The following is a 13888-nucleotide window of genomic DNA, read 5'->3' as shown; positions in this document are numbered from 1 at the left end:
CGTCATAAAATTTTGTTTAGATCAATTACTCTAGTTAAAAAAATTAATAAATTTATTACATTTAACAACTATCCATTTGATTTAATGCAATTTTTAAATAGACACACATGTACGCTGAAACGTTATTTGAGCATGTTTTTGTGGGGTAAATTTGCGCAGCAGAGCAAAGCGCAGGCTGTAATTTAAACAAGACTATAAAACCGCGCGATAATAAAAAAGGCCATAAAGGCCTTTTTTAGGGGGTATCACTTTTCATTTGTGACTGAATATAATTTGGTAATCCAATCAGTTTAATTAAGTTCAGATGCTGTTCTAACCAGTAGATATGATCCATTTCAGTATCATCAAGTAAGGTTTCGAGTATTTCCCGTGTCACATAGTCTTTTTCGTCTTCACATACTTTAATGATTTCGATAAGACTTTGCTGAACTGTGTGTTCTGCTGCTAAGTCGTTTTCGAGCATTTCTTGCACATTACTGCCAACGTTAATTGGTTTACGTGACGCTGTGTCCGGTGAACCTTCTAAAAATAGAATACGTTCAATCAATTTGTTGGCGTGCTCTAGCTCTTCCTCATATTCGTGGGCTAATTGCTTGTGTAGTTTTTCAATGCCTAAATCTTCGTAAATTTTACCGTGCGCCAAATACTGATCCATTGACGTTAACTCAAGTGTAAGCTGGCGGTTGAGTAAATCAATTATCTTCTGATTGCCTTTCATCACTTACTCCTCAATTTGGCTTTGTAGGTAATTTTCAATACCGATGTTACCGATCAGTGAGAGCTGTGTTTCTAACCAATCAATATAATCTTCTTCATACTCTAAAATATCTTCGAGCAATTCTCGGCTAACATAATCTTGTTTGTCTTCACACAGTGCGATTGCTTGTTTTAATAAAGGAACTTGGTCCATTTGCATAGCGAGGTCACATTCAAGCATTTCAGTAGCGTTTTCGCCTATACGCAAACGCTCTAAATGCTGAAGGTTTGGTAAACCTTCTAAGAATAAAATGCGTTCAATTAAATCATCCGCTTGTTTCATGTCTTTAATTGATTTTTTATAGGCCTTTTCATTTAGTTCCTCTAGGCCCCAATTTTTGAACATACGTGCGTGTAAAAAAAACTGATTAATTGACGTTAATTCATGTGTAAGCACTTGATTTAACGTTACCAGTACGTCTTTATTTCCTTTCATTACGATTACTCTACGCGATACTAGATGTAATAACTCTAGCGCATATAAAATGAGAAACAAGGGTTCTAAAAGACTGTTTTTATATTAAAAATTCAATAACCTAGCTAAAATGTTTAAGCAATTTTAAAGGCTATTGAAAATGATTGTTAATTGGTTTATTAACCAAGTTTGAACTATGCAATTTTTAACAATGTACTAAACTTGGAATATTGAGTGGTAAAGGTAAAGCGCTATGAAAATTGTATTTAATAAAGCCATTGCAGTTACATTATTGTTTGTTATCACAAGCACGCTATTACTCAATATTCTTATGACAGAATACACTGGCTGGACTAAAAAATTAGCATGTTATGACAAATGTGAAACACTCGGGTTTGAGTCATGTGTGTTAAAAACGAGTAAAAGCGATATACATCAGCATCAATGCAACGGCATTAACAACAACGATATTATCGTGTTGGTACTAAACTAACCTGAGAATTAACATGTATTGCTCATCAAAATTAGGTCAATAAAACCTAGTGAAAAGCCTAAATCAATTGGTCTTCAAGCTCAGTAAATAGGTTTTCTAATTCAGCTTTGTTGTACACAGAGCTTGCTGCGCAGCTGAATTTTAACGGCTGTCCAAGTAATTTGTCTTTATTGATTGAAATTGCTTCAAAGCGTTTTTTAAGCGTTTCTACATCACCGTGTTCAAGCCCAGGGCATACACAAATAAACTGTCCTGCTTGCCAATATGCAACAAGTTGATCGCCTGTTAGCTCTTTCGAGATATGGTATAAAATTTCAATTAAAACATGTTCGATAACGGTCTGACCGAGTAACGAGCGAATATTTTCAAGTCCTTCGATATCTACCAACAGCACCCCTACTGGGTATTCTTTATTTTCGTTTACTTGATTTAATATGCGTTGCACGGCACGTCGGTTAGGCAAATTTGTCATTGGGTCAATCATTGACAACTCTTCGGCATAAAGCGAAAACGCTTTTGTATCTTGCCAACGTCTGTAGGCATACGCCGAAAATCCTAACGACAACACACACAACGTAGGAATGACTTCCGCAATCCCCCTAACCCCTACTTCGTGGCTAATATGATGAAGCCAATCAATCACGTTGAACAACAAGAATAGAAAGTAACTCACAACAAATAACAGAATCAGCGCAATTAAGTCCCAAAACATACGCTTTCTTATTTGTTGTTTTATTACGTCTATCATAACTGCTCTCGGCTCTACTTAACTGCTAATTGGGTTTTCCTCTGAGTATAGCAGTGTGCAATGGGTTAACGTGCTTATGTGCCGCAAAACGTACGATAACTTGTATCAAAATGGTGGTTAGCGTGAAGTTCGTTAGCGCTTTGATTGTTTAATAATGCAAAATAATGCGAAATGATTTGAGGTGCCTGCTCGGGATTAGTTACACACTTATCAAGCAAGGTTTCAATGTCGCTGTTGGAAAAATATGCATTTTGTATAACATGACACATTCGTGGTATTAAGTCCAATTTTCGCTGTGATTGCCATAACTTAAACCATTCTGATTTAGCAATATCGTAATCCCCATGTATGTTTTTTTCAGACATTGCCAATTGACTAAACGCACCATTAAAATCTTTTTGTTCCTGTTCGAGATACTTCAATAATGCTTGAACAACTGGTTTCGATTGCTGTTCTTTAGGGTCAAGGGCAAGCTTTTCACACATTCGCTGGTGGAAATAGCTTTCATATTTTTGCGGGAACAAATTCAATACATTTGAAAGTAACGATATCGACTTGTCTTCATCTTGTGCGACAAGTCCAATGAGACTCTCGGCTAAGCGCGCAAGATTCCAGTGCATTATGCCTGGTTGATTGCGGTACGCGTAGCGCCCTTGCCTATCAATACTGCTAAACACTTGCTCAGGTTTATAAACTCCCATAAATGCGCATGGTCCAAAATCAATACTCTCTGCGCTTAATAAAACATTATCGGTATTCATAACCCCGTGAATAAAGCCATTAGCCATCCAACTTGCTACTAGAGCTGCTAATCGGTCACTTACAACATCAAACAATGAGAGGTATGGATTTTCATGGTCAATAAGTTCTGGGTACAGTTGCTTTATCGTGAAATCGGAAAGTGTTTTTAATACATTGCTATCTTGATGCATCGCCGCGTATTGGAACGAGCCAATGCGTAAGTGACTTTTTGCAACTCGGCATACCACTGCGGCTTGCTCAAGATCATCGCGCATAATTTTATCGTCGCCTGCAACCACGTACAGACTGCGCGTTGTATCAATCCCAAGTATATGCAGATATTCACTTACGACATATTCTCGAAGGGCAGCTCTAAGTGTTGAACGACCATCGCCACCTCGCGAATATCGCGTACGTCCACTGCCTTTAAGTTGCAAATCATAATGTAACCCATTCTCTGCGCTCACTTGACCCAATAAATGCGCACGGCCATCACCAAGCTGCGGGGTTAAATTGCCAAATTGATGCCCCGCATAACCAAGCGCAAGAGGATTGCACGAATCAATCAATTCATTACCCGCTAAAATCGCTGGGTTTTTCGAATTAAAACCAATAGGCAGGGTTAAACTTGACGCTAACTTATCGTTAAACACAATGGTTTTAGGCTGTGCCAGCGACTCTGGTTTAATCGATTGAAATAACGCGTCAGGTAGTTCACTATAGTATTGAATTAAAGACATAAACGATCCCCAGAATAATTTAGCGCCAACATGGAAAAGACGTGTGTAATGATTAAACCGTTATTCGACACTTTTGCTCAACTGCCTTATCAAATCGATTACGCACAACATCATTTTAATGTTGGAAATTATACACATTTAAGTAGGTTAACGCAGGCGCAATTAGACGACTTAACGTTTTGTTTAAAGTACTTACAAAAGGTAGGTATAAAAAGTGAAAACAGTTTTAATCGTTTTCGTAATGAAATAGAGAAATTATTGCTATGGCTTTGGTTCAAGCATAATTGCGGCTTGGCGTCGATTAATAAAGAGTTATTAACCAAATATACATTGTTTTGCCAATCCCCGGACGCCACTTGGTGTACATTACAGCATAATGCGCGCTTTAAACTACGTAACGGCGAGCGACATGTTAATGAAAACTGGCGCCCTTTTAAATCAGCGGTAATGAGTTATGAATCTCGCGCGTCTATGTTTACTGTGCTTAACCACTTCTGCGATGCCTTAACACAAGCTGCTATTATTAAAAGCAATCCAGTGAAAACGCTAAGAAAAAACGACGTAATCTTAAACAATAAAAATAAACCTATAACGCGCTCAAAAGCGATTGACGAAAGCATGTTGCGCGATGCGTTTGCGCGCTACAAAAACGACATTCATAAAATGCGCAACTTGTTCTTGCTTTACCTAGTTAAGAAAGCGCAATTACCGCTGCAAGCATTTTCACAACAAAACGCTGGTTCCGCCCCACTATTGGCCCACCTAGACCTTACCGAACAGGTACTTTATGTTTTCGATAATAATCAGTTAACCCCGCATCGTTTGTGTGAGATTGGGTTACAAGTCGCGACATGTTACAAGCAACTTCGCGGAAGTGCGCTTACGCAAGATGCTCCCTTACTTCACAGAGAAAGGGGTAATGGCAGTTATGAAGTCAGGCAGTTGCGACGTTTAATCACCGCCATGGAAAAAGAGATTAGCTAGTTATGGAAAATGAATACGCAATTTTCGTCGCAATTACGAGCTTAGTTATTGTCTATTCGCTTTTTGCCAAACGCATCGGACAACTAAGCATCACAGGCCCAATGTTTATGCTGTTTTTTGGCTTTTGTTTTGCGTATTTTTTTAGAGCACCTAACCACTTAGAATTTGATGTTTCCGCATTTCAAATTTATATCGAACTTACCTTGGCACTCATCTTATTTGGCGATGCGGCGAAAGCCAAGATCTCAGTGTTAACGCACAGCTACGCCTATCCGCTTTTACTGTTAGTTATAGCAATGCCGTTAACCTTTTTATTTGGCACCTATATTGGCACTATTTTATTTCCTGACGAGCCCTTTATCCATTTAGCTTTGTTAGCGATTATTTTAACACCAACAGACGCAGCGCTCAGCAGCAACTTTATCGACAATCAAAAAATTCCGGCGCAAACACGTGAGGCGGTAAACGTTGAAAGCGGATTAAATGATGGTTTAGCGGTACCCGTATTTTTATTGCTTTTATATTCCGCTAGCACTCAACAAACCATAAACCTTACAAATACACTTATGATTGCAGTCAAAGAAATTGGCGTTGCGGTTATCGTTGCTGTTGTTGTTTCAATACTCATCTTTAAGCTTGTGATATTTTCTGAAAAATACCGACTTTACAACAAACAAAATGAAGTATTCATTTGTGTTGCTATCGCTATTTTAATCTTTTTAGTTGCACAACTATTTGGCGGTAGTGGTTTTTTTGCCGCCTTCACCGCAGGCTTACTGTTTGATTTTAAATTTAAAAAAGCGTTTAAACCTCAGCGACTCAGTAACGCCCATGCCTTAGCTAACACCTGTGCACTCATAATCTGGTTTATTTTTGGTAACTTTGCCTTTAATTATTTGATTGATGGTGTGTCATTATTAGTTTTACTTTATGCATTATGCGCGTTAACTGTTATGCGCATCATTCCCGTGTTGTTGTCTCTGTTATTTACGCAACTTAACCTTAAACAACGATTTTTACTGGCATGGTTTGGCCCTCGCGGTTTAGCTTCCGTTGTTTTTACATTGATTTTATTGCAGCAATTAGGTGGAGTCTCAGAACAGCTAATAGATATTGCTATTTTAACAATAATATTAAGTGTCTTTCTTCATGGAATAAGCTCTAGAGTCAAGTAATTAAGCGATTTAAAAACAATATACATTAACAATCGTTTACACTCGAAAATGTTAAATAGTTGTAACCACATGTAACTCACTGTTACATTTCAAGTTCCTATAACGACAACAACCTGGGAACTATTATGACAAACAAACCTCTTAAGCTTTGTTCACTGGCAGCGGTAGCGCTTGCAGTAAACACCGCAGTAGCGACTGAAGCGGAAGGCTTATTAACAGTTAACTTATCAGACCGTGCAGCCGTAAAATCACCTTTACCAAAGCGCTATATCATTAAATATAAAAACAATTCAGCGTTTATGAACTTCGCACACTCAACAAATGTTGAGTTCGCAACTAATGATCGTTTATCAAAAATGGGCGTTAATAACGCACAATTCAATGCATCTATTAATGCGAATATTGCACGCTTATCAGATTCACAATTAAAGCAATTACAAAACGACCCTAACGTAGAATACATTGAAGAAGATTTACCGCGTCGATTAATGGCACAAACACAGCCTTACGGCATTGCAATGGTACAAGCTGATCAGGTTGATGATTCAGTTGCATCAGCTGCAAATAACGGTAAAAAAATCTGTGTAATCGACTCTGGTTTAGATCTTCCACATGAAGATATGGGCACTAATGGCGGTACCGTAACTGGCACAAACAACAGTGGTACTGGCAACTGGTACCAAGAAGGTGGTCCTCACGGTACACACGTAGCGGGTACAATTGCAGCCATTGATAATGGTGTTGGTGTACGTGGTGTAATTGGTTCAGATCCATCACTTCATATTATTAAAGTATTCAATGCAAGCGGTTGGGGTTACTCATCTGATCTTGTTGCGGCAATGAATGAATGTAAAAACGCAGGCAGCGACGTTATTAACATGAGTCTTGGTGGCTCAGGTTCAAGCACATCAGAGCGTAACGGTATTCAAGCAATCGCTGACGCTGGTTTATTACTCATTGCGGCTGCTGGTAACGATGGTAACCCATCAAATACCACTGATATTGAAAGCTTCCCTGCATCATATGATTCAGTAATGTCTGTAGCAGCGATTGACAGTGCAAAAGCACTGGCTGATTTCTCACAAAAGAATAGCCAAGTTGAAATTGCAGCACCAGGTGTAGATGTGTACTCAACTTACCCTGAAGGTACAGGCCAAGTTGTTTCGTTATCTGTTGGCAACAATGCATACAGCGTTAACGCAATGGAAAACAGCGGCTCAGTTACTGCACCACTTTATGATTTTGCTACAGGTGAATCTACTGATGCAGGCGCGAACGGTAAAGTATGTCTAATTCAGCGCGGTAACATCTCATTCCACGACAAAGTTAAAAATTGTCAAGACAGCGGCGGCGTTGGCGCGGTAATCTATAACAATGCAGCAGGTAGTTTCGGCGGTACATTAGGCGATACAAACCAAACATCAATTCCAGCTGTAACAGCTACCGACACTGACGGTGCAGCAATGCTGTCTCAAACTGGTCTATCAACGACAATTGATATTGGTACTGGTAACTACGGCATGATGAGTGGTACTTCAATGGCATCACCACATGTAGCGGGTGTAGCAGCGTTAGTATGGAGCCATCACCCAAGTTGTAGCGCAGACGATATTCGTAGCGCACTAAATGCAACGGCAGAAGATTTAGGCGCAGCAGGTCGTGACGTGAAATTCGGTCACGGTTTAGTACAAGCGAAAGACGCAATTGACTATTTACAAGCAAATGGCTGTTCAGGCGATACAACACCACCTAACCCAGGTGAAAATGTCCTTGTTAACGGTCAGACGGTATCAGGTATTAGTGCAAATACTAATGAAGAGATCCTGTACACATTTGAAGTACCAGCAGGTGCGACTGATGTAACCGTATCAATGAGCGGTGGCTCTGGTGACGCTGATTTATATACGCAATTTAATTCAGCACCAACAGACAGCAGTTATGAGTGTCGTCCATACCAGTCAGGTAATAACGAAACGTGTAACCTAACGCAATCTGGTGGTACTTATTATGTGCGCTTAAAAGCTTACAGCAGCTTTGCAAATGTAAGCCTTACTGCAAGCTATACTGAAGGTAACGACGGTGGCACAGGTGAACTTACGCCAATTAACGATACCGTAAACGATGTATCAGTTTCACGTCGCAGCTGGCAGCGTTATACAATTGACCTAGCAGCTGGTTACACTGATTTTAATGTAACTATGTCTGGCGGTACTGGTGATGCGGACTTATATGTAACGTATGGTGCTCAATCAACAACGAGCAGTTATGATTGTCGTCCATATGAAAGTGGTAACAATGAATCTTGTTCATTCAGCACACCACAGGCTGGTACTTGGTACATTGATGTATACGGTTATCGCGCAGCAAGTGGTATTACACTAAACGTGCAAGCTAACCCATAAGCAACACGAAATCTTAATCATTTGAAAGCAAGGAAAGTGGCTAGCCACTTTCCTTTTTTGTATTAATAAACCTCTTGCGGGCCGTCAACCGCTACACATTTTTCATTTTTACACATGCCTTTTGGTTCAAATAGGTGCTGACAAATCCCCATTGTCCCCTCTAACGCATGTTTACTCTTTTCTAAGCGAATAAGTTCAGCAGTAAGTGCTTCAATTTCATCTTTATTACTGGTTTTAGATGATAAAACTGCATAACCACTTGCGCCACCACAGGGATTAACACCGGTTGACACGACATAACATTGCGCACTTGTGTCACAACTTACGTCCGATTGCGCAAGCTCAATACGTTCTTTAAAACCGTCTAGCGTTTTGCTGTCCGTTTTTGCAATGCTCACCTCTTTATCAAGATCTTTAAGCTTGTCTGATGTCTCTACTTTTTTAACGCTTTGCTGTGCTTGAGGCTTCAACTCTTGTTTTAAGTCTTGTTTTACGTCGTTATTGCTATTAACTTCGTTGTCACCACACGCAGTTAACATAAAAAGCGCCGACAGCGCGATTACTTTTTTCATTGGATCTACTCCTAATATTTAACCACAAATATAAATTACACATTTGCTGCTAACTTTCATTTAAGCGAGCCTAAGTCTTTAACTCAGTAGAAATCACTCGCTAGGACGAATAAGTACTTTTATATTTTCAAGACTTTGATACGGCGTAATTTTGTATCTTACATTCAAGTTATTTAAACACGATTATCCTTAAGAAAAAGATACCAGTCTTGTAACAAAGACACAAAATCATCTAAGCCGCATTCACTTAGATCATTTGTTGTATCAACCGATAGCATTTCTTGGTCAAACCGCTCTTGTTCAAAATCGCTAACGCCATGTTGGTTCACACGTACAGCAACTTCTCCATCGACAATCGACATCACCATCTCTTTCCCTCGGAATTCCACATCATGGGTAAATGCGCTTGTTTTTTGATTAATTTCAACGAGCAAATCGTTCACCGCGCTACTACTAATGCCTGTTTCGTCGACAAGCCAACGGGCGATATTTGCTTGTTCATCGCTAATCAATAGCCGAAATCCATCGATCGGATCTTTGATAAACTGATATTCCACTACTAAAACTCTCATAACTAACTATGCTGCTAATTGTACGCGTTTGTTGTAACAACAACGACATCGATTTCGTGTTATTGCCAAATAAACACCTACCCTTGCAAAACCATTACCTAAACTGCACACCGCTGCGTCGATTACAATGAGCTATTAACTAGTATGATGTGTTCTTTTTGATTGTTTAAATAAAATAGAAATAACTAATTGCAAAGCCCAAGGTCATAATACCGTGCGGTAACATCACATGAGGCCAAAACAAGCTTCTGTAAAACAACGTTCTGCCTTGCTTATTGTATTCACTACTCCAAGATGCATTAATCTGTAAACAATCAATCTCAGTAATTGTGCCGTTTAAATACCCTTCTATCTCTGCGATACGTTGATAATTAGCGCTTTGAAATGTTTTCCAGTACCCTTCGATTAGCCAAAACAATAATGCCGCCATCGCCGCATACAACAACACATTATACGTTTTGCTAAATGCCCCCGAGCTTAAAACAGCCATTGCCAATGACACACTCCACGCCTTAATGGTTAGCGACTTAGCATCAAAGCTTTCCACACGAGCTTGTAAATGAAAGTATTCCTTTTCTAAAAAAACGATTTTTTGTTCTTCTGTCACTTTGTACTCCTTTTAAAAACAAGGCTCATCTTGCGGTTACCACGGTTGTTTGTCTACTAAATTGTTGCATTCGTCCTGATTTCGCTGTTAAAGCCAATTAACTAAGATATGGTTCTACAAACTAAAGTAATAAAAGGCATTTTATGTTTACTCCAACCAAAGCGATTATGCTAATCGGTGCATTTACGTCGTATGCAGTACCCAGTTTCGCAAATACATTTCAAGCAAATGACGTATTTCAGCTAGAGTATGCAAATTCGCTTAGCGTTTCACCTAATGGCAAACACATTGTGTATGTTAGAAATAGCAACAACATCATGCGTGACGCCACTGATAAGCACTTATGGTTGGTTAATAGTGAAACAGGTGATCAAACACCGCTCTTTTCTGATGATAAGCAATACAGTTCGCCTATTTGGTCACCAAGTGGCGATAGGATCGCATTTATTAGTAACCTCTCAGGAAACAAACAAGTACACGTCCACTACCTTAAACAAAACCGCACAGCAAAAATTAGTAATGTGCAAAGTGGCGTTACTAACCTAACCTGGTCACCCGATGGAAAATGGCTCGCTTTTAGCCAAAAAGTGGCTGAAAAACCTAGCGTCATCGCAAAAATGCCTACTGCACCTAAAGGGGCTAAATGGTCAAAGCCTGCAATTGTCATCGATAAAGCCTATTATCAAGCTGACGGCAGTGGCTTAGTAAAGCCCGGATATAATCAACTGTTTGTAATTCCTTCAGAAGGCGGAACACCGCGCCAAATCACTTCTGGTAATTATCATCACAAAGGCCGTTTAGCGTGGCGCCAAGATAGCAAAGCGATTGTGTTTTCTGCGAACCGTATAACAGACTGGGAATACAAAACGTTGGAAGGCGACTTATTTCAAGTAGACGTAAACAACTTAGAGTTAACTCAGCTTACAAACGCGCCAGGACGCGAGTTCAGCCCACAATTTTCAAAAAATGGTAACAAGCTCGTTTATTTACAAAGCTCTAATGCACTAAACCCATATCGCAATAACATCTTGAATGTGATGGATTGGCAAACGAAGCAATCAAGCCAAATTAAGCCAGACTTTGACCGCTCAGTTAACCAGCCAAGTTGGATTGGTAAAAACACCATCGCATTTAGCTATGATGATTTTGGTAAACGTAAAGTCGCCACTATTACGACTAAAGGTAAGTTAAAAGACTTAACTGATACCTTGTCAGGAACCACACTAGGTCGCCCGTATATCAGTGGTGAATTTAGTGCAAATTACCAAGGTGATATTGCATTTACGCACGGCAGTGCAACAAAACCTGCCGATGTAGCGATAGTTTCAACCAAAGGTAAAGTTACCCAACTCACGGCGCTTAATAACGACTTACTAAACCATAAAACACTGGGTGAAGTTCACGAGATTAAATACAAATCGTCTTTTGATGGGGAGCAAATTCAAGGTTGGTACATCACCCCACCTAATTTTGATCCTAACAAACAATATCCAATGATTTTAGAAATCCATGGCGGTCCGCATTTAGCCTATGGCCCGCATTTTTCGGCAGAGCTACAGCGTTTCGCTGCCGAAGGCTATGTTGTGTTTTATGATAATCATCGTGGCAGCAGTTCATATGGCGAGCGCTTTGCGATGCTTTTAAAGTATAAATACTCGTCAAAAGAAGACTTTGCCGATCACAATTCAGGCGTTGATGCGATGATAGCGAAAGGTTTTGTTAATCCTGACCGAGTTTATATTGCAGGTGGTTCCGCAGGAGGTATTGCAACAGCCTACGCCATTGGTTTGACCGATCGCTTTAAGGCTGCGGTTGTTGTAAAACCAGTTATTAACTGGCTAAGTAAAGTGCTCACAGCCGACAGTGGCCTTCGCCAAATTCCAACACAATTCCCGGGTATGCCTTGGGATAATGTTGAACACTATTGGCAGCGTTCGCCACTCTCGCTAGTTGGTAATGTAACAACACCGACCATGCTGATCACAGGTGAAAAAGATTTACGTACGCCGATGGCAGAAACTGAGCAATATTATCAAGCGCTTAAACTACGAAAAGTAGATAGCGTTTTGGTGAAAATTCCAGGCGCTTACCACGGTATTGCAAGTAAACCTTCACGCATGATTAGTAAAATTGAACATACGCTCGCGTGGTTTGAAAAATATAAATAATTTAACAGTGGAAATTGGCAAATAACAATCACGGTACCCCATCTTCAATGCCAATTACACATTAACCGTTTTCCCAACCATTTTAAGCCAGTTTCGACTGGCTTTTTTTTATGCCCGAATTTTCGCGTCAGACAATTTGATAAATTTATTTACGATTTAATTTTAAATTGATTAATTTCACCTTGATTATTTAAACGCACAGCTTCACTATGCAATCATCACCAACAGAATTACATAATAATGAATATCGACTATCAACTACTGTCACCAGAGCTAAGACGTACAGCGCCGCTTGAACAATGCGACAACCTCGGATTCGGCCAACAAAGAACCGACCATATTTTCTTAATGGACTATAAAGATGGCCAATGGATAGCGCCGCGCATTGTACCTTATCAAGCACTGCAGTTAGCCCCAGGCGCAATGGCATTACATTACGGCCAATCTGTGTTTGAAGGAGCCAAGGCGTTTTTACACCAAGACAACGAGATTTATACCTTTCGACTCGACAAAAATTGCCAGCGTTTAAATGTATCTGCCAGTATATTATCGATGCCCAGTGTACCCGAAGATATGCAAATGTCGGCAATACACGCGCTGCTCGATGTAGAGCGGTTATGGATGCCACGTGCAAATGGCGCATCCATGTATATTCGCCCATTTTTATTCGCTACTGAAGACAACCTATCGGTTAGAGCCAGTAACAGCTATACCTACGCGGTCATGTTAAGTCCTAGCGGTTCTTATTACCCTAAAGGAATGACAACCTCGCTTAAGCTCCTTATTTCAAATACTTATCACCGAGCGGTGTCAGGTGGTACGGGAGCAGCTAAAGCAGCAGGTAACTATGCGGCATCATTGCGTGCGCAAAAACAAGCTGCAAGTTTCTCAGCAGATCAAGTATTGTACCTTGATGCAAGCAACACTTATCTTGAAGAAGTGGGCGCAATGAATCACTTTCATATAACTAAAAGTGGTCATTTAGTCATTCCAGAATTTACCGACACCATCTTGAAATCAATTACCTCCCAATCCATTTTAGCGTTGGCAGCACCTCTATCTGATGAGCTTGGCCTAAAACCGATACAACAAAAAATAGCGCTAACAGATTTCTTAGACGATATAAAATCGGGTGAGATAATTGAAGCGGGTGGATTTGGTACTGCTGCCGTCACTGCATCCGTAGGTCATTACATATTAGAAAATGGCGAGCATTATACGGTTGGAAACGGCGAGATTGGCAAGCTGACCTTAGCACTTCACCAATTTTACAGTGATATGCAACAAGGTCGTATCAACGCACCTAGTGGTTGGCTGCAAAAAGTAGCAACAAACGCCTTATAACCTGTTAACTATGGCTTAGCTTGGGTTTTCCGCCACTCAGCTAAGCCGTATGGGTTCTGTACCGTTTCTCTTTCTTCCTTGAAGCCTCTGAATTAACACTCATTTTTTGCCGATTTTCGATTCTTTGACTAGAGTAGTTATACCAATTGTTCTAATTTTTTCGATGAGTTT

The 13888-nt window shown here is 40.0% G+C and carries 13 protein-coding genes; 6 read left to right on the top strand and 7 right to left on the bottom strand.

The window, feature by feature from the left end; all coding sequences use genetic code 11:
* Window positions 1–235: 235 nt before the first annotated feature.
* Complete coding sequence (gene bfr, locus AC2IOM_RS14620; protein ID WP_475154553.1) at window positions 236–718, bottom strand: bacterioferritin; 483 nt, start codon at window positions 716–718, stop codon at window positions 236–238.
* Between the two features lie 3 nt (window positions 719–721).
* The gene (gene bfr, locus AC2IOM_RS14615; RefSeq protein ID WP_054979786.1) at window positions 722–1192 is read right to left on the bottom strand and encodes a bacterioferritin; all 471 of its coding nucleotides are present in this window, start codon (window positions 1190–1192) and stop codon (window positions 722–724) included.
* 232 nt (window positions 1193–1424) lie between these two features.
* On the opposite strand from bfr (AC2IOM_RS14615), the gene AC2IOM_RS14610 reads away from it, so the two are divergent.
* Window positions 1425–1664 (top strand): hypothetical protein, encoded by a 240-nt coding sequence (locus tag AC2IOM_RS14610; RefSeq protein ID WP_486360201.1) that lies wholly within the window; start codon window positions 1425–1427, stop codon window positions 1662–1664.
* Between the two features lie 58 nt (window positions 1665–1722).
* Here AC2IOM_RS14610 and AC2IOM_RS14605 read toward each other — a convergent pair whose 3' ends face one another.
* Both AC2IOM_RS14605 and AC2IOM_RS14600 read right to left on the bottom strand, forming a co-directional pair.
* Window positions 1723–2412: a diguanylate cyclase domain-containing protein gene (locus tag AC2IOM_RS14605; protein WP_486360200.1), complete on the bottom strand. Its 690-nt coding sequence runs from the start codon at window positions 2410–2412 to the stop codon at window positions 1723–1725.
* A 74-nt stretch (window positions 2413–2486) separates the two neighbouring features.
* On the bottom strand, window positions 2487–3893 hold the full coding sequence (locus AC2IOM_RS14600) for a protein adenylyltransferase SelO family protein (protein ID WP_486360199.1): 1407 nt from the start codon (window positions 3891–3893) through the stop codon (window positions 2487–2489).
* Window positions 3894–3941: 48 nt separating this feature from the next.
* Here AC2IOM_RS14600 and AC2IOM_RS14595 point away from each other — a divergent pair, with 48 nt between their 5' ends.
* From AC2IOM_RS14595 to AC2IOM_RS14585, 3 genes are all read left to right on the top strand, one after another.
* Entirely contained in the window at window positions 3942–4877 is a 936-nt protein-coding gene (locus AC2IOM_RS14595) for a hypothetical protein (protein ID WP_486360198.1), read from the top strand.
* A gap of 2 nt (window positions 4878–4879) precedes the next feature.
* A complete protein-coding gene (locus AC2IOM_RS14590; protein ID WP_486360197.1) occupies window positions 4880–6052 on the top strand; it encodes a cation:proton antiporter domain-containing protein in 1173 nt (390 codons plus the stop codon).
* Window positions 6053–6177: 125 nt separating this feature from the next.
* Complete coding sequence (locus AC2IOM_RS14585; protein WP_486360196.1) at window positions 6178–8454, top strand: S8 family serine peptidase; 2277 nt, start codon at window positions 6178–6180, stop codon at window positions 8452–8454.
* A gap of 62 nt (window positions 8455–8516) precedes the next feature.
* Here AC2IOM_RS14585 and AC2IOM_RS14580 read toward each other — a convergent pair whose 3' ends face one another.
* The 3 genes from AC2IOM_RS14580 to AC2IOM_RS14570 all read right to left on the bottom strand — a co-directional run bounded on the left by AC2IOM_RS14580 (window position 8517) and on the right by AC2IOM_RS14570 (window position 10205).
* Complete coding sequence (locus tag AC2IOM_RS14580; protein WP_486360195.1) at window positions 8517–9026, bottom strand: hypothetical protein; 510 nt, start codon at window positions 9024–9026, stop codon at window positions 8517–8519.
* Between the two features lie 173 nt (window positions 9027–9199).
* A complete protein-coding gene (locus tag AC2IOM_RS14575; protein WP_486360194.1) occupies window positions 9200–9598 on the bottom strand; it encodes a YacL family protein in 399 nt (132 codons plus the stop codon).
* A gap of 166 nt (window positions 9599–9764) precedes the next feature.
* On the bottom strand, window positions 9765–10205 hold the full coding sequence (locus AC2IOM_RS14570) for a hypothetical protein (RefSeq protein ID WP_486360193.1): 441 nt from the start codon (window positions 10203–10205) through the stop codon (window positions 9765–9767).
* Between the two features lie 167 nt (window positions 10206–10372).
* Between AC2IOM_RS14570 and AC2IOM_RS14565 the strand changes: the two genes are divergently transcribed.
* The gene (locus AC2IOM_RS14565) at window positions 10373–12373 is read left to right on the top strand and encodes a S9 family peptidase (protein WP_486360685.1); all 2001 of its coding nucleotides are present in this window, start codon (window positions 10373–10375) and stop codon (window positions 12371–12373) included.
* Between the two features lie 240 nt (window positions 12374–12613).
* Complete coding sequence (locus AC2IOM_RS14560; RefSeq protein WP_486360192.1) at window positions 12614–13717, top strand: branched-chain amino acid aminotransferase; 1104 nt, start codon at window positions 12614–12616, stop codon at window positions 13715–13717.
* Window positions 13718–13888: the final 171 nt, after the last annotated feature.

The organism is Pseudoalteromonas sp. NS-SX12 (assembly GCF_057367955.1).
Note: the sequence above shows the minus strand (reverse complement) of the source record. Positions and strands in the feature narration are given on the sequence as shown.